The 22,242-nt window shown below is 46.2% G+C and carries 16 protein-coding genes; 11 read left to right on the forward strand and 5 right to left on the reverse strand.

Going from position 1 to position 22,242, the window contains the following annotated elements; all coding sequences use genetic code 11:
* Positions 1–106: 106 nt before the first annotated feature.
* Positions 107–1,087, reverse strand: a complete 981-nt coding sequence (locus U9J37_RS14525) for a sugar-binding transcriptional regulator (protein ID WP_005471332.1) — start codon at positions 1,085–1,087, stop codon at positions 107–109.
* A gap of 437 nt (positions 1,088–1,524) precedes the next feature.
* Here U9J37_RS14525 and tal point away from each other — a divergent pair, with 437 nt between their 5' ends.
* The 4 genes from tal to U9J37_RS14545 all read left to right on the forward strand — a co-directional run bounded on the left by tal (position 1,525) and on the right by U9J37_RS14545 (position 6,251).
* Positions 1,525–2,475, forward strand: a complete 951-nt coding sequence (gene tal, locus U9J37_RS14530; RefSeq protein ID WP_043886803.1) for a transaldolase — start codon at positions 1,525–1,527, stop codon at positions 2,473–2,475.
* An 82-nt stretch (positions 2,476–2,557) separates the two neighbouring features.
* Positions 2,558–4,549, forward strand: a complete 1,992-nt coding sequence (gene tkt / locus U9J37_RS14535; protein ID WP_005471202.1) for a transketolase — start codon at positions 2,558–2,560, stop codon at positions 4,547–4,549.
* Positions 4,550–4,709: 160 nt separating this feature from the next.
* Positions 4,710–5,216, forward strand: coding sequence for a hypothetical protein (locus tag U9J37_RS14540; protein WP_005471228.1), 507 nt, complete (start codon positions 4,710–4,712; stop codon positions 5,214–5,216).
* Between the two features lie 3 nt (positions 5,217–5,219).
* The gene (locus U9J37_RS14545) at positions 5,220–6,251 is read left to right on the forward strand and encodes an HlyD family secretion protein (protein ID WP_005471236.1); all 1,032 of its coding nucleotides are present in this window, start codon (positions 5,220–5,222) and stop codon (positions 6,249–6,251) included.
* A gap of 35 nt (positions 6,252–6,286) precedes the next feature.
* Here U9J37_RS14545 and U9J37_RS14550 read toward each other — a convergent pair whose 3' ends face one another.
* The 3 genes from U9J37_RS14550 to U9J37_RS14560 all read right to left on the reverse strand — a co-directional run bounded on the left by U9J37_RS14550 (position 6,287) and on the right by U9J37_RS14560 (position 9,992).
* Positions 6,287–7,108: a LysR family transcriptional regulator gene (locus tag U9J37_RS14550; protein WP_005471392.1), complete on the reverse strand. Its 822-nt coding sequence runs from the start codon at positions 7,106–7,108 to the stop codon at positions 6,287–6,289.
* 67 nt (positions 7,109–7,175) lie between these two features.
* A complete protein-coding gene (locus U9J37_RS14555) occupies positions 7,176–8,729 on the reverse strand; it encodes a methyl-accepting chemotaxis protein (protein WP_005471267.1) in 1,554 nt (517 codons plus the stop codon).
* 177 nt (positions 8,730–8,906) lie between these two features.
* Positions 8,907–9,992 (reverse strand): substrate-binding domain-containing protein, encoded by a 1,086-nt coding sequence (locus U9J37_RS14560; RefSeq protein WP_005471337.1) that lies wholly within the window; start codon positions 9,990–9,992, stop codon positions 8,907–8,909.
* 85 nt (positions 9,993–10,077) lie between these two features.
* Here U9J37_RS14560 and U9J37_RS14565 point away from each other — a divergent pair, with 85 nt between their 5' ends.
* The 7 genes from U9J37_RS14565 to cqsA all read left to right on the forward strand — a co-directional run bounded on the left by U9J37_RS14565 (position 10,078) and on the right by cqsA (position 20,128).
* On the forward strand, positions 10,078–11,196 hold the full coding sequence (locus U9J37_RS14565; RefSeq protein ID WP_005471292.1) for a substrate-binding domain-containing protein: 1,119 nt from the start codon (positions 10,078–10,080) through the stop codon (positions 11,194–11,196).
* Positions 11,193–13,682 carry an EAL domain-containing protein gene (locus U9J37_RS14570; RefSeq protein ID WP_005471193.1) on the forward strand — a complete coding sequence of 830 codons (2,490 nt, stop codon included), beginning with the start codon at positions 11,193–11,195 and terminating at the stop codon, positions 13,680–13,682. Before U9J37_RS14565 ends, U9J37_RS14570 begins: the two co-directional genes overlap by 4 nt.
* A 67-nt stretch (positions 13,683–13,749) precedes the next feature.
* Positions 13,750–14,685, forward strand: a complete 936-nt coding sequence (gene ylqF / locus U9J37_RS14575) for a ribosome biogenesis GTPase YlqF (RefSeq protein ID WP_005471371.1) — start codon at positions 13,750–13,752, stop codon at positions 14,683–14,685.
* Between the two features lie 95 nt (positions 14,686–14,780).
* Positions 14,781–15,764 (forward strand): CobW family GTP-binding protein, encoded by a 984-nt coding sequence (locus U9J37_RS14580; protein ID WP_005471374.1) that lies wholly within the window; start codon positions 14,781–14,783, stop codon positions 15,762–15,764.
* 411 nt (positions 15,765–16,175) lie between these two features.
* The gene (clcA, locus tag U9J37_RS14585) at positions 16,176–17,576 is read left to right on the forward strand and encodes a H(+)/Cl(-) exchange transporter ClcA (RefSeq protein WP_005471274.1); all 1,401 of its coding nucleotides are present in this window, start codon (positions 16,176–16,178) and stop codon (positions 17,574–17,576) included.
* Positions 17,577–17,688: 112 nt separating this feature from the next.
* A complete protein-coding gene (locus U9J37_RS14590) occupies positions 17,689–18,663 on the forward strand; it encodes a TDT family transporter (RefSeq protein WP_043886801.1) in 975 nt (324 codons plus the stop codon).
* A 283-nt stretch (positions 18,664–18,946) separates the two neighbouring features.
* A complete protein-coding gene (gene cqsA / locus U9J37_RS14595) occupies positions 18,947–20,128 on the forward strand; it encodes an alpha-hydroxyketone-type quorum-sensing autoinducer synthase (RefSeq protein WP_005471312.1) in 1,182 nt (393 codons plus the stop codon).
* A 31-nt stretch (positions 20,129–20,159) separates the two neighbouring features.
* Here the strand turns inward: cqsA and U9J37_RS14600 are convergent, their stop codons facing one another.
* Positions 20,160–22,229, reverse strand: a complete 2,070-nt coding sequence (locus U9J37_RS14600; RefSeq protein WP_005471184.1) for an ATP-binding response regulator — start codon at positions 22,227–22,229, stop codon at positions 20,160–20,162.
* Positions 22,230–22,242 lie beyond the last annotated feature (13 nt).

Raw genomic sequence — 22,242 nt, forward strand, 5'->3', positions numbered from 1 at the left:
TCAAGGAAGATTTATTTTTGCGTCTGAACAAAATAGGGATGCGAGTGATTTAATGTCTTTAGCATCCCTATTTCACAAGTTGCAGAGCAATGTATTGAATTACACTCTACTTCATCTGTTCGTCAAGGTTGAGCACTGTCAATGCGTTGCTTACACTCGTGGCAATAACATCAATCACGCCCGTTCTAAGTGCGCCAAGCAGCGCGAGCGGTTTACTGTTTTCCGCCGCGATGGCGATCACTTCAGAGATCGGTCGAAATTCATCAATACTTAAGCCGATTACTCGGTCACTCATCACTGTTCTTGCAGACTGGCCGTGAATATCGAAAAAGTCATAACCGGCAAAATCACCAACAACCCCTTGTTGCATCCGTGACTGAACGACCTCATCAGCGGTAAACCAGCCTAAGTCAACCATATAGCTGTTTTCACTCATATCGCCAATGCCGACAAGCGCCACGTCAGCCTTTCGCGCAAGGTCGAGAGTCTGCTTTACTGTCGCATTTTGCATGAATGCCATTTTTTGCTCGCGATTTTCAGCGTAAGCCGGAGCATAAAGCGTTTCTGATGACCCTCCATAGCTTTTGGCAAACTGACGACAAATGTGGTCTGCGTTGAACATACCGCCTCTTGGGTGAATCCCGCCAATCCCGCAGACAAACTTAACATCGCGTTGCGGAATAACCCCAACATGGTGCGCCACCGCTGACACGTTTCTTCCTTGTCCAACGGTGACTACCGCCCCATTTTGTATTGAGCTCGCCATGTATTTCGAAACCAAGCCAGCCACTTGCTGACGCTGTTGATCTTCGATAGGTTGGTCTAAAGCAATCAGCGCCCGCCTCACGCCAAAGCGTTCAATAAGTCGTTGTTCAATTTTGGCGCTAAATACTGGGTGGTATTTTACGGTGATTTCCACAATGCCTTCATCGCGTGCTTGCTTAAGCATCCGGCCCACTTTGGCTCGGGAAACTGAGAATTTTTTCGATATTTCCTCTTGCGTTGCCCCATCTTGATAGTAGGCAACGGAGATTTCCGTTAGTAGGTCTGTGTTGTCGTCAGTCAACTCGTTGGCAGATTTACTCATAGATTCGATTCCAAAGCGCAATTTTTACATGACATATGCTCAGTGCTGTAGCATATGTCATAAGCAATCAAAATACCAACATTTGCTCATCTACGTGACATATTCTCAGCTCACAAAATGGGCATGTCATTTCTCGCACAAGCCCTGGAAATAAAGGGCAAACGTTTATCACGATTTTGCGCAACAACGAATACAAAAAATAGTTGATGGATGTCACTTTAACCCTGTTTAGATGATTGACTTTCTGCGTGGTTAAGATAATTATGAACCCATCATTTACTCAAGCACAGAGCAAATGTTCACAACAATTGTTCTGACGCGAAAAAGTTTAAAGTTAACTGGTAGTTTTTGTTCAATACTATTGGTTAACTCGCTTGCAAATGCACTCTCCATATATAGCCATCTATATATGAGACCCATGAAATAGGATGATCGGAATGAGCAACAAATTAGAGCAACTTCGTAAACTAACGACTGTAGTAGCAGACACTGGTGAAATTGACGCAATCAAAAAGTACCAACCAGAAGATGCAACAACTAACCCTTCTCTGATTCTAAAAGCAGCTCAAATCGCAGAGTATGCTCCTCTAATCGATGCTTCAATCGAATACGCTAAAGCTCAAAGCTCTGATAAAGCGCAACAAGTACAAGACACTTGTGACATGCTAGCGGTAAACATCGGTAAAGAAATCCTAAAAACTATCCCAGGCCGTATCTCTACTGAAGTAGACGCTCGTCTATCTTACGATATGGAAGGCAGCGTAGCGAAAGCACGTCAACTAGTGAAAATGTACAACGATGCGGGCATCACTAACGATCGCATCCTGATCAAACTGGCTTCTACTTGGGAAGGTATCCGCGCAGCAGAAATCCTAGAGAAAGAAGGCATCAACTGTAACCTTACTCTACTCTTCTCTTTCGCTCAGGCTCGTGCTTGTGCTGAAGCTGGCGTATTCCTAATCTCGCCATTCGTTGGTCGTATCATGGACTGGTACAAGGCGAAAGAAGGCCGTGACTTCGAAGCTCAAGAAGATCCAGGTGTTCTATCTGTAACTAAGATCTACAACTACTACAAAGAGTACGGCTACAACACTGTCGTTATGGGTGCAAGCTTCCGTAACATCGGCGAAATCCTAGAGCTAGCTGGTTGTGACCGTCTAACTATCGCGCCTGCACTTCTTGCTGAGCTAGAAGCTGCTGAAGGTGAAGTCGTAGAGAAACTAGTAGACTCTAAAGGTACGGCAGAGCGTCCAGCACCAATGACTCACGCTGAGTTCCTATGGGATCACAACCAAGACCCAATGGCGGTTGAGAAGCTTGCAGAAGGTATCCGCAACTTCGCAGTTGACCAAGGCAAACTTGAAGCAATGATTGAAGCAAAACTTTAATCAACAGAATTTAAAAAGGGGAACGTTTGCGTTCCCCTCTTAACATCCTTTCTAAGAAACAATCTAATAATCGGTATTTATTATGGATCGCAAACATCTAGCAAATGCAATTCGTGCTCTAAGCATGGACGGTGTTCAACAAGCTAACTCTGGTCACCCTGGTGCACCTATGGGTATGGCTGACATCGCTGAAGTTCTTTGGCGCTCTCACCTAAACCACAACCCTTCAAACCCAGAGTGGGCTGACCGCGACCGTTTCGTGCTTTCAAACGGCCACGGCTCTATGCTGATTTACTCTTTGCTACACCTTGCTGGTTACGAGCTATCAATCGACGATCTGAAAAACTTCCGTCAACTACACTCTAAGACTCCTGGTCACCCAGAGTACGGTTACGCACCAGGTATCGAGACAACAACTGGCCCACTAGGTCAAGGTATCACTAACGCTGTCGGTATGGCGCTGGCTGAGAAAACTCTAGCGGCACAATTCAACAAGCCTGGTCACGACATCGTTGACCACTTCACTTATGCATTTATGGGTGATGGCTGTCTGATGGAAGGTATCTCTCACGAAGCATGTTCTCTAGCGGGTACGCTAGGTCTTGGCAAGCTAATCGCATTCTGGGATGACAACGGCATCTCTATCGATGGTCACGTTGAAGGCTGGTTCTCTGACGATACACCTAAGCGTTTTGAAGCATACGGTTGGCATGTAATCCCAGCGGTAGACGGTCACGATCCTGAAGCGATCAACGCAGCGATCATCGCAGCTAAAGCTGACCCTCGCCCTACTCTAATCTGTACTAAAACTATCATCGGTTTTGGTTCACCAAACAAGTCTGGTTCACACGACTGTCACGGTGCACCACTAGGCGCTGAAGAAATCGCAGCAACACGTAAAGAGCTAGGTTGGGAGCACGGTCCTTTTGAAATTCCGCAAGATGTCTACACGCAGTGGGACGCGAAAGAAGCAGGCGCAGCTAAGGAAGCAGCGTGGAACGAGAAACTTGCAGCTTATGAAGCAGCATATCCAGAGCTTGCAGCAGAGTTCAAACGCCGCGTAAACGGTGAACTACCAGCGCAGTGGGAAGAGAAAGCAAACGCAATCATCGCTGACCTTCAAGCAAATCCTGCAAACATCGCATCACGTAAAGCGTCTCAAAACGCGCTAGAAGCATTCGGTGCTATGCTACCAGAATTCCTAGGCGGCTCGGCTGACCTTGCGCCATCTAACCTAACCATGTGGTCTGGCTCTAAGTCTGTTTCTGCTGAAGATGCATCGGGTAACTACATCCATTACGGTGTGCGTGAATTCGGTATGACAGCAATCATGAACGGTATCGCTCTGCACGGTGGTTTCGTACCATACGGCGCGACTTTCCTAATGTTCATGGAATACGCTCGTAACGCAATGCGCATGGCGGCTCTGATGAAAGTTCAGAATATCCAAGTGTACACTCACGACTCTATCGGTCTAGGCGAAGATGGTCCAACTCACCAACCAGTAGAGCAAATGGCATCGCTACGTCTAACACCAAACATGAGCACATGGCGTCCATGTGACCAAGTGGAATCTGCAGTCGCTTGGAAACTGGCTATCGAGCGTAAAGACGGTCCAACATCGCTAATCTTCTCTCGTCAAAACCTTGCACAGCAAGAGCGTGATGCAGAGCAACTAGCAAACATCGCTAAAGGTGCTTACATCCTAAAAGATTGTGCAGGCAAGCCAGAGCTTATCCTTATCGCGACAGGCTCAGAAGTTGAGCTAGCGGTAGAAGCAGCAGCACAGCTAACAGCTGAAGGTAAACAAGTACGCGTTGTGTCAATGCCATCTACAGATTCATTCGACAAACAAGACGCAGCTTACCGTGAAGCAGTACTGCCATCAGACGTAACTGCACGTATCGCTATCGAAGCAGGTATCGCTGACTTCTGGTACAAGTACGTTGGCTTCGGCGGCAAGATCATCGGTATGACAACGTTCGGTGAATCTGCTCCAGCAGGCGAACTGTTCAAGATGTTCGGTTTCACTACTGAAAACGTAGTAAACACAGCGAAAGAGCTTCTCGCTTAATCGCTTCAAAGCTCATATAGCTTGTAAAGCCCCACTCCACGCGAGTGGGGCTTTTTGTTTCTTGGCACAAACCATAATTCGCGCTCTGGAATTTCGATTATTCCAAAATTACACCGCTCATCCGTTATTCTCATGGCATAGCAATAAATAAGGCGAAACTATGTCATCCACACCTTCTAAGACCCTACGCTCTAATGGAATAGATAGTAAACTGACAAGGATAGCCAAAACCGTTTTCTCTTATTCAATCAAGCTCATCGGCGCCATTGCCATTCTTTTGAGTGCCTCTGTACTGTTATCAAAACTGGGCACGATTCATGGTAAAGAGTTACCAGAGGAGTACTTTTCAAACGGCTACCCCGCGATTCTGACGTTGCTCGATTCAGAAGTGTTTATGGGGTTCATATTTTTTGTCACCGTCGCCATTCTCGTCTACGTGGTTTATTTGATGTGGCAATTGCATGAAGTCGCGGTCCATCGCGCTGCAAAAATGTCGAGTGCGCACACTCAAATCGTATTCGCACTTTCTCTATGTGGCTTATTTATTGATAAAACATGGTGGGTACTCGCCATCATCATTGCATTCGCTCGTTGGGATGTACTCGCCGCCGAACTGTCGAACATTATCCGCAACGGTCGCCAATCAAACAAAGCAACAGAGGAATAAGTCATGAAAGAGATCATGTTACCGTATGTGTTTATCTGCTGGTTGCTCGTAAAAACTGGCGTCGTTCGCTGGACACTAAAGAACGCTGTCATCATCGTTGGTATAGGCGGCCTAATCGCATTTTCACTGTTTACCGCTCATCGCTTTTGGTCACCTGCTGATTTAACTGATAGCACCACCGTTAAAGCGCCCCATGCGGTACTCAGCCCGCTGGTTGGCCAAGAAGTCGAACAAGTATTTGTTGAGCACAATCAAATGGTTAAAGAAGGCGATCTGATATACACGCTTAGAACTGAAGACACCGCAGCGCAGCTCGATGGATTAAAGGCACAAAAAGACGCAGCGCAAGCTGAGATTCTCGCGCTGACGCACCAAGTCAACAATGACAAAAAGCAACTCGACCGTCTGACTAAGCTCAACGATTTCGCACAAGAGTCACAACGAGACGACCTGAGAACACGCATCGAATCGACTGAGGCAAAGATCGCTGCGGTGAATGCTCAAATCCTAAGTGTCGAAGCGCAAATGGCAACGGCGAATTGGCAGAACGAACGTCGTGAAATTCGAGCGCCTTTTGATGGGCAAGTCTCTATCGCTAACATCGTCGAAGGCACGCGCTTAGGTAACATGCACCTCTACAACACCAATAAGAAGTTCGTTGAGATGCGCATTGCCGACCAAACTTACCGTAATATCGAGGTTGGTCAGTTTGCTGAGTTCTACGTCGATGCCTATCCGGGGGAAATCTTCCGCGGCCGTGTGCACAGCTTGACTGCAGGCACGGGCGAAGCAAGAGTGTCAGTGGTTAATGGCTCACAGCATGTACGTCAACATGTCGGCAACAATGCAGGAAGTCACGGCCGTACGATTGTGATTGAATTTGAAGAGCCTGCTGGCTACAACGTACCTATTGGTGCGACCGGCTCTGGGTGGGTATCGGCGAAAAAACCGCATGAAGCGCTCGGCTTTATGGATATCATTGGTGCCGCAACCGTGCGCTTAAAAGCATACAAATCCTACCTATCGGCATTGTAGGAAGCGTAAATCTCAATAAGCACCTTTCGGGGTGCTTATTGGTTTCTTGTCTTTTTCCGTGCGGCGACGTGAGTATCAACAATGGGGATGATCAAATCCATCAGCCACTGCTGTTTTGGCGCAGATCTTAACGACGCTTTACATATCAAAGCCATATCTAAATTGAGTGGCGATAAGTTCTTGTCATCGTAGTAAGGCTCGTAACGTAGCGTGAAGCAATCGTCCATCAATTGGTTGATTAGATGGACACTGTCCACCACGATACTCGCTTCCAGATTAGGGTCGAGCGCCTTAAAGTGGTCATGATGCTCATTAATGCCAGAAATGATGAATTTGACGTACTCGCCCTCTTGATTACCCTCAAAGATGCCACTTCCTGAGTGGATTTTCTTTTGATAGAAACTTTGCGGCTTATCATTAAGTACGTGTAAACCCAGATCGACCTGATCTTCAAGAATTTGTGATTCGCTATGCTCGCTCCACTGACGCAGCTCAATAACAGCGTTGGTTTCAGCGCGTATCGCCTGAATTAAATCCTTGCCTATTTCGACCAAGTAAGGCTCAACAATGTGCAGTGTTACTCTGCTCAACTTACTCGGGTCGAACTCTTCGGGAGTCAATGCAAGATCAAGCTGCTCAAGGGCGTTTTTGATTCTTGGTTCAATCGATAATGCGTAGTCGGTAGGCATAAGCCCTGAAGAGTCCCGAACAAACAGAGGATCATCGAGCTCTTCCCTTAGTTGGGCTAACACCTTAGAAACGTAGGATTGCGAACGGCCAAGCTTTTTAGCCGCACGCTGGGTGGAGCGTGTGTTAAGTAAAGTCACCAACACATGCAAAGCGTTAAGATCGTGCATTCGTATTTGCGCTCTTAAAGGTAAAACTCCCTCTAAATTAACCAATTAGAGGGAGCCTGCCAACCGTTTACTTCTCTTCGAAACGCTTCGCGAGCAAATGGAACTCTTGCACTTGAAGATTGAGCGCTTTTGAATGCTCATTCACTGAGTACGTTGCTGCCAAGTTTTGCTCAGCCGTCGCAGCAATGGATTGGATATGTGCACTCACTTCTGAAGAGAGTTTGCGTTGCGATTGGGCGGCTTGTTCAACGCTGTTCATTAGCTGCCCCATTGACTGCATCATGCTCTCTACCTCTAACAGCTGTTTGGAACTGGTTTGCGCAGCATGCCCACATTCCATTGTCTGCTCTTGGTTGGCAATGATTTCCTGTTGCCAAGCGCCAATGGTACTCAGCATGACGTCAATACTCTCTTTGATTTGTACCGTCGCATTCGAGGTTCTTCCAGAAAGCGCTCGAACTTCATCAGCAACCACCGCAAATCCTCGACCTTGCTCACCCGCGCGAGCCGCTTCAATCGCCGCATTAAGTGCGAGCAAATTAGTTTGTGCCGCGATGCCACCAATTTCTTCCATCATGTCGCTGACTTTTTGCGCTTGTTCACTAAGTTCGTAGGTCGTTGCGGTCGCTTTTTCAGCTTGAACACCTAGGTTTTCCAAATTGTGATGCGTCTGTTCGATGCTGGCTTTTGCTTTTGTGCAGTTCTCTAGCGTAATTCCAATAAGTTGGTGCGCTTCGGAGGTACTATTGGATACATCATTGGCCGCCACTTCGACTTCTTCGGTCGCAATCCGAACTTGGCGAATGTTGGTGGTTTGCTGGTCTAATGCTTGTGATACTTCAACCGCTGTTGAGTTGAGGTTTTCAGAGAGTGATTGCAACGGTTTTACAGAATCAGTCATGCGCCCTAGCACGGTGCGGATGCGCGCAGACATCATTTTTAAGTGGAAATCTGCAACCGAAAAAGGTGTATTCCCCGAATAAACTAAACGACTGACGCTATCAAACTTATTTTGGAGCTTTTTAAGCTCTCTTGGCGTGTCAATGAGCTCTTGTCTAAACAGTAACGCAAGTACTGAAGCTGGCAATAACCCAGCTAACCACTGCAATGCTCCTTCTAGTTCCAACGCATTAGAGGCTAACGGTGCAAGCAATGAGCCTAGTAGCACCACGTATCTCACCGAATCTGAAATTTTTAGTGACCAAGTCCGGCCATTTTTCTCTGCGTTGAGTAAGCCTTGATACGCAGCAGAGGCAATACGAACCCATTCAGGCTTGGGTTTAACGCGCACGGATTGGTATCCGCTGATTGTTCCGTTGTCATAAATTGGCGTTACATAGGCATCAACCCAATAATACCCGCCCGACTTGGTACGATTTTTTACAATGCCTCGCCACGCTTTACCTTGCTTTAGATTTGTCCACATATCAGCAAAGGCCGCTTTAGGCATATCGGCATGTCGAACAATGTTATGGTTTTGGCCAATGAGTTCGTCGTGATGATATTCAGCAATACGGCAAAAGGCGTCATTACTGTAGGTAATCACGCCTTTTGTGTCGGTAGTAGAAACGAGTTGTTCATCGTCTCTCAATGATGTTTCACGTTCTTGGGCAGCGCTCATTTTTCTCAACTTTAGTTGTAATTATTTGTAGCACGAGAATATAAACATTTTTCAATATATGACAAAATATGAATATCACACTTTAAGCACTTAAGCGTGTTAAGTGACTAAAATTTGATTCCTCTTGCTAGCCAGGCACGGTCCCTTGCACACATTACAATCAAAAGTTGAGCGACGCTATTGAGCGCCAGAATAGCGAAATGCTTCACGGGTGAGCATGTTCAACTCTCGCTCAGCCATTTCGTTATGCACCACCGTAATCCGACCCAAATAAATCAGGGGCACTTGGTTTGCCCGATCTTCTAGATGAGCCTTAATCGCTTCTGCTGTCGCGACGCCAAGATCATCACTCATTCGCATTGGGGTAGCATCTAACTCTCCGGTACGAATCTTTTCGATTTCTTTCGCAGTCCCTCCCCATCCAGTCACATAGATATCATCTAAGCGATTGGCTTCGCGTAGCGCGTCGATCGCGCCCATTGTCATTGCGGTATTTGCATTATGAATCACCGATACTTCAGGGAAGTTATCAAGGACAAGCCTTACTCCATCGGCTCCTCCGAGCTTCTGGTACTGACCAAAATGTTCGTAGGCGGTGAGCCACTCACCTTTTTCAGTGACACAGTCGATAAAGCCCTGAGAGCGTTGAGTATCAGTAATCCCCGGAATACCTCGGTTCGCTGCAAATTCAACGTCCGTCCCAAGGTGGTTAATTACATGGTCACACAGCACTTCCGCACCCATTTCGCTAGAGAAATCGAACCAAGCATCCGGCTGATACTTCCACTTAGCAACGGGCGTATGAAATGCCCATATAAAGGTTTTAAACCTGTCAGACTTCGATAAGGCTTGGATGTTGTCTGCTTGCAACGCAAGTTCAGAGGGACCAAAAATAACAAAGTCATAAGGTTTCTCGGCGTTGAGTACTTGTTTGGTGTACTCGGTTTGAAGAGAATGCTCGATTTGCTTTGATGAAAACTCATCAATATGAAAAGGAACATTTAGAGCAAAGAGCCGTTTAGTTAATGCGGTATAGTTTTTTACCCAAAAATCGGAAATGTCAGCACTAGGGTAAATGACCGCAATTCTCACCGCTTCTTTTACTGGCGTGCTTAGCTCAACGGGATCGGCACTTACCGTCGTTTGGAAACTGTGTCTTACCTCATCATCCGCGGATTGCACGTTCGGTACGAACAGTAAAGTCGCTGCGCTTAGAAGGGAAAAAACACCACTCACTCGCCACTTTTGTCGGTTTATTATCATGAATGTTACCAATTGTTTGATTGTGTAATAACATTATTATAAATATACACGACAAATATAATACAGATTGCCATTTATAATTTTGATGATTAACTATTTATTGCGCTTGCTAATGTGTCTACCCGTGGTTGTCTTCGCTCAAGAGTTTGACTCGTTCGAAGAAGACTCGTTTCTTACGTACGCACGAACCCAAGTAGAGAAAGCCATTTCGGACAGCGCTATTTGGGACGGTCCAATAGAGGGACCAAGAGCGGTTTACGATAAAAATGTCATATTCGTCGCCTCAGATTTGCGTAATGGTGGCGTTTATGGTGTCGCTAGAGGCATGTCTGAAGCTAACTCTCACCTCGATTGGCATTTAAGATTTATTGATGGATTAGGGTCGGAGGTTCGCCAAGGTGCAGCGATTCGCAAAGCGATTGGATTCGAGCCAGATGCGATTGTCCTTGGTGGGATAGATGCAAGCAGGCACAAAGATGTTCTTTTACTCGCTCAGAGCAAAGGCATCGTCATCATTGGATGGCACGCAACTGAAGCCGCGGGTATCAGTGCTGAAAATGGCTTGTACACAAACATAACGACTGACCCTTACGATGTTGCTGAGATTGCAGCACTATTAGCGATTGTCGATTCCGATGGCAAAGCGAACGCGCTTATTTTCACTGATCCCAACTACAAAATCGCGACTCTCAAATCAGACGCGATGGCAGAGACCATCAAACGTTGCAAACGCTGTGAACTACTTGAAGTCAAACCTCTTCATCTCGATAAAATCGCCGAACAAATGCCCAGTACTATGGACTCGCTGTGGAGCCAATATGGGCAACGCATCACCCACATATTAGCGATTAACGATCTTTATATAGATTATGCGATTCCTTCATTGGAGTCGTACCAGCAAAAATACCCAAACGTTCCTAGCAATATTTCTGCGGGAGATGGCAGCAAAGCCGCTTACAAGCGCATAGACAACGATAAATTTCAGTTGGCAACCGTACCCGAACCGCTTTATCTCCAAGGGTGGCAGATCATCGACGAGATCAATCGAGCGTTCAGTAATTTGCCGCCAAGTGGTTATTCCGCCCCCGTCCACCTTGTTACTCCAGACAACGTCTCCGCCCTGATTAGCGCACGTGGAAGAGGCGTATATGACCCTGACAATGGTTACCGAGAGGCCTACTTGAAGATTTGGAAGCCTGAATGATGTTTAAACATATCAGCATCACCCAACGACTGATCATCTCTAGCATGCTCTCTTTGTTAGTAGTGAGCATTGCGGTTTTTGTGGTGATTCGCTCCCTCTACTTTGTTGAGTCAACACTCAAAAAGGAAACCTCTACTCACGTATCACAGTTGATTGTTAACTCCGAGATCAGTCGTCACGTATTCGAGCTCACCTCTCGGGTAAAACTGTTAGAACAAACCTTTCTCTTCAGTGAAACTACTCTGTCTGAAGAGGCGTTTAACATTGATTTTCAGCTGCAACGACTTCGAGACCTATCGACCAATCAGGAGTTTTCATTAAGCATTGATGCCTTTATCGACAACTTCCATCGGTTTTTAGGCAGTTCCCTTGCCCTTAACCGTATCTTAAAGCAAACAGATAAGATCGACACTAAGCTCGCCCAGCAATTGGATTCGCTTGAATTGGCAATTGCGAGCAGCAAGCTCCAAAGCATGGGTTCGGCCGATTTTAAGCGCTATAACAACGGACTTGATCTGGTCAATATGCTCAGAGAATCCTTCCTGACCGTTGGCAAAATGATCAGTGATATTCATAGTCGAATAACACCGGAGACCGAAAAAGTCCTCATTATTGAAGTCGAGAAAGAGCTCGATATTTTCTTACTCCACCTTGAAAATGTTGACTCTGACAGCCCCACTGTCATCGAGGAAAAAGCAGCAATCTCCAAAACAGTTAAACGCTATAATTCGGCGTTGCGACGAATCAAAGCCAACCTTGAGCAACGTTGGGTGGTAATGGAAGCCTTGATTAAAGCACAAACTGAGTTGCTGCAAGCCGTCGAGCGCACCGAGTCAAGAGTGCAAAATCAAGCCCTAGCGTTAACCAATCAACTAGAACAGGAAATGGAAGAGTCTCGCTTCAATGCCATTGTCATCAGTATCTCGGCGTTTCTTTTCTCGGTTTTACTGGTTAACCTCGTTGTGAATCGCCACATCAGAAAACCGCTCGAAGATTTGAAAAAAGGCTTTGACCACTTGGTTACCGAAGGCGAAGATAACCCGATCGACCTTGGACGCAGTGATGAATGGAGCCACATAGAAAACGCCTATAACAACATGGCGTCGCGTCTCGCCGAAGCCTATAGCGATCTCAACGAAGAAAAAAAGAACTTCGACTTTCTCGCGCACCATGATCCACTTACCCATTTGGCCAATCGTCTACTCGCGACCAAAAAACTGGCTGAACAAATTGAAGATTCTGAGCAAAGCGGGCAGAAGTTCCTTTTGCTCTACCTCGATATCGATGAGTTTAAAACCGTAAATGATTCCTTGGGTCATGCTGCCGGCGACAATTTGTTGGTGAAGATCGCCGATATTCTCAGAGAGCAAGTTGAGGGTCACGGCTTTGTCGCACGTATGGGTGGCGATGAATTTATGATCGTTATCGACAACGCCGACCTGAATCAAGGCAAAACCATTGCTCACAAACTTAATCTCGCGTTGCGTATGCCTTATCACATCGAGGAGCGAACCATATTTGTCTCTGCAAGTATTGGTATCTGTGAGTATCCAACACATGGTCACAATGGTGAAACACTGGTTAGAAACGCGGATACCGCCATGTACTGCGCGAAACGAAACGGTCGAGACCAATTCCGCGTTTACACCGATGAGATGACCCTAGAAGTGAATGACCTCATCGATACCAATATCGGGTTACATCGCGCGATTAAAAATGATGAACTGGTCGTACACTTCCAACCGAAGGTCAATCTCGATACCGGTGCAACCGTTGGTGCCGAAGCCTTAGTCCGCTGGCAACATCCATCGCTTGGCCTTTTGCCCCCGGCAAGCTTTCTTGAAGTCGCCGAAAAGTCAGACCTTATCATTGAGATCGATAAATGGGTGTTTCGCAAAGTGGCAAGTTTGCTTGCCAACTGGAAAACTCATCATGTTCCTTTGCCTGAGATGCTCATTTCCATCAATTTCTCAGCCAGGATGTTTTACATGTCAGACCTTGCGGAGCAGCTTCAGGCAATTCTCGACGAAACAGGCGGCTCAGCGAGCGACTTTATGCTGGAAATTACCGAGCGCGACATGATGCGAGATGTGGATACCTGTGCCGACACGATAAATAGACTCCACCAAAAGGGATTCAAGATAGCCATCGATGACTTTGGTACTGGGTACTCATCACTGTCTGTTCTAAAAAACTTGTCCGCGGACTGCCTCAAACTGGATCGGAGTTTTATCAAGGACATTAGCCATTCGAATGTCGATCTCGAGATCACCTGCGCAGTCATGAAACTCGCACAAGTGTTAGATTTGGCTGTGGTGGCTGAAGGTGTCGAAACACATGAACATGCAAACACGCTAAGAGGTATTGGTTGCGACCTTGCACAAGGGTTCTATTTCTCTAAACCCCTTGCTGTGGACAAATGGTTGGCATTTCTTGAGTCTGAATCGACGCCTCCGAGGGAGACGCCCAAACGCATTGGGGGTTAAGTTGCGCTTTACTCTAGCACTATAACCCTTACAATTGAGCGAAATTAAGAATACCAAGGTTACACCCATGTCCATTCAATGGTTTCCGGGCCATATGCATAAGGCTCAAAAAGAGATTGCAGAAGCGATTCCTCAAATAGACGTCATTATTGAAGTACTCGACGCTCGCATTCCTTTTAGTAGTGAAAACCCGATGATCGCCGAGCTCAAAGGTGATAAACCTGTTGTCAAAGTGCTGAACAAGCGAGACCTTGCCGATCCAGAGCTAACACAGCTTTGGATTGATCATTTTGAGAAAGAACACAATGTAAAAGCGATCGCCATCACTACGTCACAGCAAGCAGAAGTGAATAAAATCATGGAGCTCGTTCGTAAGCTTGCTCCTCACCGCGAAGAGATTGGTAAAAACATTCGCACCATGATTATGGGGATCCCAAATGTGGGCAAGTCCACCATCATTAATGCCCTTGCAGGTAGAACCATCGCGGTCACTGGCAACCAACCTGCGGTGACTAGACGTCAACAACGTATTAACTTGCAAAACGGCATCGTTTTATCTGATACCCCGGGTATTTTATGGCCAAAAGTCGAAAACCCACACAGCGGTTTTCGTTTGGCCGCGACTGGCGCAGTGAAAGACACCGCCATGGAATATGACGAAGTTGCTTTTTACACAGTCGAATATCTAGCCCAAGCCTACCCTGAGCGATTACAGGAGCGTTATCAAATTGAAGACTTACCTGAGTCTGATATTGAGCTAATGGAAGAGATTGGTCGCAAACGGGGGGCACTGCGCGCCGGAGGTCGAGTGGATCTGCACAAGTGCTCTGAGATTCTCCTTCATGAATTAAGAGGCGGGACGCTTGGACAAATCACGCTAGAGCGACCAGAAATGATCACTCAAGAGCTGATTGAAGTTGAGATTGAAGCAGCACGCAAAGCAGAAGAAAAAGCGAAGAAGAAAGAGGAACGTCGCAAACGCTACCTCAGAAACAAGCGCTAGAAGACTTAAACAGGGCAGCACATCACTGCCCTTTTTTGATCACAAAGATTGAGTTTTTGTTATAGTGTAACAAAACAAACAATGAGAAGTTTTCTATGAGAATTCCAACCAACATCATCACCGGTTTTCTTGGCACGGGGAAAACAACGGCCATTTTGAATCTACTCAAGAACAAGCCCGAAAGTGAAAATTGGGCTGTGCTGGTTAATGAGTTTGGTGAAATTGGTATCGACGGCGCGCTAATGACCGATCAAGGCGCTTTGATTAAAGAAGTACCTGGTGGTTGCATGTGTTGCGCCGCTGGTGTGCCTATGTCTGTCGCTATCACCGCCCTGCTACGTACCAACCCAGATCGTCTAATCGTTGAACCTACAGGCCTTGGCCACGCACATAAAGTTCTTGCTACGTTGACGTCAAGTCAGTTTAAAGATTATATCGACCTAAGAGCCACAATCGGCTTGGTAGATCCACGTAACCTTTCAAATCCCAAATATCTTGAGAATCAAAACTTTAATGATCAATTATCCATCTCCGACATTGTAATCGGCAATAAGGTGGATGAATGTCATGTGGGCGATGTTGACGCGTTTAACGATTGGGTTACCGATCAATCCCCACCGAAAATCTTTAGCCAGTTGGTAAAGCAAGGCAATTTCCCAATCGAGTTACTCGATAGCCCGCGCCGAAACCCTACTGAGTCGAATGAGGTTGAGTCGCATCACCACGAGCATGCCGAACAAGAGCCGCAATTTCAGTTGCCACCAAACCAAACCTTTGTCCGTAAAGAAAACAGAGGACAGGGTTACTTTAGCTGTGGCTGGATATTTGGTGCTGAAGTCGAGTTCGACTTTGATGACCTTTTCTCAGTTTTATCTGACCTTACCGCTGAACGCGTAAAAGGTGTTCTCAATACGAACAACGGCTGCTTTGCATTCAATGTTAGTAATGGCGTGGTTTCGGTGAATCAAATGTCTCTTGAAGGGTTTGAAAGCCGACTAGAGGTCATTGATAGCCAATTATTGCCATGGGATGAGTTAGAAGGCGTGCTAAAACGTATATCAAATATCGACTCTCTCTAAACGACAAAAGGCGCACCATTCAGTGCGCCCTATCCCTCGTTACTCAATCGTGAGTCTGCGAATCGAGTGCGACTTACGCCACTCGATATAAAACGAGGATTTTCAATTTTTATCATTGAATCCATCCAAATTGTAGGTAAGACACTATTTCCTCCATGCGGGTTGGTTCGAGTTGTCTTACCCTTTAACTATGGTTCAAAACCGCCAGTTTGCAAGCTGGTCATCTCCCCTATTTAATCGGTTCTGTGATACCGATCCGATAATTAAATCCTCTCGATTCGCCACGAGTCTCAATAAATTGTCATATTTGAAAATCAATATTCCATTCTTGTCGCTATAGTTACGCATAGACCGGCGTATAATTTGCCGTAACATCATTTCCACCGCTTATCGTACGAGGCAAAACACTCCATGACAAAAAGAGAGAAATTCAAGCAGTCCCTACTCGCAGCAGTACCCAAGGACGCGATCAATCAATTTCTCTCCAAAGACAAAACGCCCGTTTCAGTCCTGTTACTTTCTATCATCGTTGGCGTTCTTGCTGGTTTTGTTGGCACTCTATTTGAGTTGGCGGTGCACTTTGTTTCTGAAACCCGTACCGATTGGCTGAAAGATTCTATTGGGAGTGCTCTACCACTCTGGTTAAGCGCATTTTTAATTAGCGCTTCGCTGGCATTCATAGGCTATTTTTTGGTGCATCGATTCGCACCAGAAGCCGCGGGCTCAGGAATACCTGAAATCGAAGGTGCGATGGATGGAATTCGCCCGGTACGCTGGTGGCGAGTAATCCCCGTTAAATTTTTTGGCGGTATGGGTACCCTCGGCTCCGGCATGGTGCTCGGTCGGGAGGGTCCGACGGTTCAGATGGGCGGCGCGATTGGTCGCATGGTAACCGATATCTTTCGAGTCAAAGATGACGACACGAAACACAGCCTATTGGCCTCTGGCGCTGCGGGTGGCTTAGCGGCGGCATTCAATGCACCTTTAGCGGGGATTATGTTTGTCGTTGAAGAGATGCGCCCTCAGTTTCGCTATTCATTAATCTCGATAAAAGCGGTCATTGTTTCTGCGGTTTCAGCTAATATTGTCTTTCGCGCTATTAATGGGCAATCAGCCGTCATTACCTTACCTCAGTATCAGCCACCGGAATTACCTGCGCTTTGGCTTTTTCTCTTACTTGGGATTATGTTTGGTATCTTTGGCGTTGTTTTCAATAAATTAGTGACACTGTCACAAGACTTCTTTGCCAGAATCCACAAAAACGAACGTAAGCGCTATTTGATTACCGGTAGCTTGATTGGGGGATTCTTCGGCATCACTCTACTTTACATGCCAGAGATTACAGGCGGCGGAATCACCTTGATTCCTAATATTGCCAGCGGCGGTTATACCGCAGGATTTCTTCTATTGCTTTTTGTCGCTCGTATCGCCACTACCATGATCTGTTTTGGTTCGGGCGCTCCGGGGGGTATCTTTGCGCCAATGTTAGCTTTGGGCACCTTGTTTGGCTATGCGTTTGGTCTGATTGCGCATCAACTGTTACCTGACTTGATGATCGAGCCCGGTATGTTTGCAATTGCAGGAATGGGCGCACTGTTTGCCGCCACCGTGAGAGCGCCAATTACAGGAATACTGTTGGTCATCGAAATGACCAACAATTACTACTTGATACTTCCTTTGATCATCACCAGCTTAGGTGCAGTGGTCTTTGCTCAAATGCTCGGTGGGCAGCCGATCTACAGTCAATTACTCCACAGAACTCTTAAAAATGAGAAGTTAAGACAGGAAGACCTCCCTAGCGAAGTGAAATGATAATTGCATCGCAACCGTTTGGCTTGTTATCATCTGCGCAGAAAAATCGGTAACTCGCAAAACCTTCGATCGATTTTTAGAGCATTTACTCGCACACAGTAGGAATAGGTCGTTGAACTGGAGACGCTTAACACAATTTCAGAGTGTACCCCCATCGCAAGCCGCACTTGCACTGGGTGTTATTGGATTGGGACACGCGTGGTTCTTGTATATTCCTGAAGTTGGTGAGTTTGTGCGTCCCTATCTCGCCTCTCTTGGCGCGATATTGCTGTTTCCTGTCTTAGTTAAATACCTCACCAATGCGAATACATTCATTAACGATATTCGTAACCCGCTTAGTGGCAGCTTGATGGCTCCGATGAGCATGGCACTGCTGATTCTATGCGATTATTTAGCGGTGATTTCACCCGTTGTCGCCTACCCACTTTGGTTTGCGGCATTATTACTGCACCTCACCATGATGGTGATGTTCTTTGGTTTCCAATTAACCAACTTCAAAATATCGAACATCGTCCCTAGTTGGTTCTTGTATCCCGTTGGGCTTATCAGTAGCTCACTGGCTGGCACTCAGTTTGGTCATACCGTATTCTCCGAAACCTTGGTGTCAGTTTGTATCGCGATCTATTTTTTCATGCTGCCGCTGGTACTTTATCGCTTGATGTTTGAAGGGATGCTGCCCAGACGCGCCAGACCCACACTTGCTATTATGGCCGCGCCAATTAACCTGACGCTGGCGACCTACTTAGTGAACTTTCCGCAGCCAGACCCGATCCTTACCGGTGCTCTCGCTGGCATAGCGGTCACCATGACGCTGTTTATTTACTTGTGTTACTTCAGATTACTTAGGCTTAAGTTTCAGCCCTCTATTGCAGCGGTTACGTTTCCGTCTGTCATCAGCGCCATTGCAATGCATCGACTCACCAGCTTCTTTGAGCAATATCACCCACAATGGCATTGGCTCCACCATTTTGGACTGTTCGAGTTAAGTGTCGCGACAGGATTGGTGATTTGGGTTTCGGTGGGTTACGTAAAAATGTACTGGCCTGAGCTGTTTTCTTCCGACTGCACTAATCATGCGGCAAACTAGCCATCTATTTGCTATTTCTATCCTTTAAAAATTTCCGCCCTAGCCTGCTTTTGTACGCGTTTTTCTGAACCCGAAACGTTGCAAAAGGCTAACTTTTATCGCCGAATTTTCAGTAAGTTATAGTGCCGTAGCCTAGGGAAGACTTCCCTTATGCATTATAGTTGATATTTTTGTTTGTAACCTACCACGAAAATATAATTATCTTAGCTAGAAACATTATTAAATTTCATTCATATATTCTTTCGTCAGCTGGCACATGGTTTCAAATAAAGGATATACGATTATGAATACGCTAAACCTATGCCCTCCATCTCCAGAATTCATAAACAAAAAGATAGAACATCACTTAGCGAAGCTCGTTGACTGCCATCAAAACGGTAAACATTTGGTGATGGGTGCCCAGCCCAACGATGACGATATTGTGCTGCAAAGCAATGATTATCTTGATCTCGCGAACCACCCCGAGATCATTCACCGTCACGCCGAAGCCATTCTCGAAAAACGGCACACATCCGTCATGTCTGGCGTGTTCCTGCAAAGTGAAGATAGAAAACCTGCGCTCGAGCGCAAACTGGCAGACTACACAGGATTTAGCTCCTGTTTATTATCTCAATCCGGTTGGTCAGCAAACCTAGCCTTACTGCAAACCATCTGTGATAGCGAAACCCAGGTGTATATTGACTTCTTTGCCCACATGTCACTTTGGGAAGGGGCAAGAATTGCAGGGGCAAACATCCACCCGTTTATGCACAACAATGTCCGTCACTTACAAAAGCTGATTCGCCGCCACGGACCCGGTTTAGTCTTGATTGATTCGGTGTATAGCACAATAGGTACGGTTGCCCCTCTCATCGATATTGTCTTAATGTCGAAGGAGAATGGCTGCGCACTGGTTATAGACGAATCCCATTCCCTTGGCACTCATGGCAAGCATGGTGAAGGTTTGCTCAAGAGCCTCAAACTCAGCCACCAAGTTGATTTTATGACCGCAAGTTTAGCGAAGACGTTTGCCTATCGTGCGGGAGCGATTTGGTGCAACAATCGAGCAAATGAGTGCATTCCATTTGTTGGCTACCCAGCGGTATTTAGCTCAGCCATGTTGCCCTATGAAATTGAGAGACTCGACAAAACCTTAGAGATCATTCGCCAAAGTGACCACCAGCGTGAGCACTTGCGCAAAATCAGTCGTTACTTGAAACAACAACTGACGCAAATTGGCGTAACGATTCGTAGCGAGTCACAAATCGTCACGCTTGAAACGGGTGATGAGAGAAACACAGAAAACGTACGAGATTTCCTAGAGAGTAAACACGTATTTGGCGCCGTTTTTTGTCAGCCAGCAACCACTCCTAACAAAAACATCATTCGTTTCTCATTAAACAGCAGCACCACACAACGACAACTGGACCAGATCATCGCTGCGGTTCAATCGGCCCGTCAGCAACCCAACCTATACATTCTCTAGTCACGCCAACGTGCCTTCCAAGTGAAGGCACCTAAATCCAGTTGGCAATCTTGTCGAGCAGAACATCGGTGCCCGCGGGTTTGATGACATAGTCATTCATGCCCGCTTGTTGAATTTTATCGATGGCAAGCGCCGTTGAGTCTCCCGTGTGACCAAGAATTGGGACATTGGCATACTCACTGGCTGAATTTCGTATTGCATTGGCCGCCTCTAATCCATTAAGAGACGGCATTTCGATGTCCATAATCACCAAGTCTACAGGGCTTTGTTGAAGCTTTTCGATCACCTCATGACCATTTTGAGCTTGGATAACTTCAAACCCTTGCTGCTCCAACAAAATCGACGTGTAAGCACGTAGAGATTGATTGTCGTCCGCAATAACGATGGTTTTCCCGTGGCAAACACGTTTCTTTGGAATAACACTGCGGCTCGGTTCGAGCTGTTCAAACAGAAGCTGATCAAGCACGCTATCGGGATCTTCCCTAAAGCGCTCTTTCTCAACTGGATAGATGGCCAGGTGACGTTCAATATTGTCGTGATACGAGTGATCACTTTGGAATAAAGGTGCGATGCGACCTTCGGTAAAGTGCAGTTTTGCTTCAAGTTCATTCATTAAGCTTGGCGTTTTGAGCGCAATGTCGAAATCGATAAAAATGACATCAAATTCGAATTCATATTCTTGTTTTTTACTCGCCGCCTCAAGGCCCAAAGTGACAAATCGAAACCCTTGGTAAAACGCGTGTTCATTTAAAATGTTACTAAAGGTTCCTTGTTCGCCAATCAGCAGGATGGATTTTGACTTCATCAGATCGAGTTTGATCGACCCTACCGCATTAGATTTATATTCTGGGAACGTGAGTGTGAATTGCGTCCATTCATCCAGTATCGAATCACACTCAATCATTCCACCAACCGCCACCATAACTTTGTGACAGAAAGGCAGGCCAAGCCCATAGCTGCCTGTCTTACCAAAGGTATAAAAATCCTTGAAAACGTGCTCGATAACATCGGGAGCAATACCGACACCGTTATCATGGAAAATCATCCGATTTTTATCATCACGGCGGGTGAGCGTAATTACAATTTTAAAATCATTGTCGGCTTGGTAGTAAAACGCATTTTTGAGCAGGTTGTAGAGTGCGTATTTGATTAAGGTATCACTACCGAAGAAGTCGAAATCTTGCTCGACAACCAGCTCCACCGCAGATTTGTCATGGCCGCTTTTGTAAGGGAAGCTCTCAAGCGCGTGTCGCGTGACCGTAGCAATGGAGTGTTTCCTAAAGGTAGACGTCGACACTCGATTCTCATCAATCGATGTTAACAGCAGATCGATAGCTTCATTGCCGTTGCGAATCACTTCATCAGCGTCATCAAGAACCTCTCTGGCCATCGACAGTTCGTGCGTTGATATACTGATGCCACTTTGAGAGCCACTCTTATCCGCTGGTAAAATGGAACTCAGCACTTCAATCGATGCCTTAAGCGCACTTAACGGGTTGCGCATTTCATGGGCAATGCCAGCGCCAAATGATTTGGCAATCGACACCTTGCTTTCGTGCTCGGCTTGGTTTCGAAAATAGAACAAATTACCGAACACATAGGTAAACAGGAAAATAGGGATATATGGCCACACCACATCGTTCAGCGCCTGATTCATATCGGCACCATAAACAAGCACAATAGCGATGAAAATAGACACGCCCGCTTGAGCCAACACAATCCGCGTTTGATGCACGAGTAAAATATGCAGGAAAATGGACGACATAAATGACATCGCCCAGATTGTTGACCAGTCGTTTTTCAGCATCATGTAGAAGAAAAAAAACGGTAAACAGAGCGTGATGGCAACAAGGTAGTAATACGGCATATAGCGCCGATAGTGCTCAGGCAACTGATTACGAAACGCAATAACGGCGAACAGCAAAGAACAAAACGTTCTTAATGCCAAACTTTCGTATGGTTGCGGAAATAGATAGCTCCATACGTAGTAGTATGTAGGAAACCCTAGCAGCCCCATCCAACCGACTAAGGTAAGGTTAGGTTCTGCGTACTGGTATATTTTGTTGACCGTGTCTTGGATTGCTACGCGAAATGCGTCCATTAATCACCTATCC

Source organism: Vibrio sp. 16 (genome assembly GCF_963681195.1).
GTDB lineage: Bacteria > Pseudomonadota > Gammaproteobacteria > Enterobacterales > Vibrionaceae > Vibrio > Vibrio sinaloensis_D.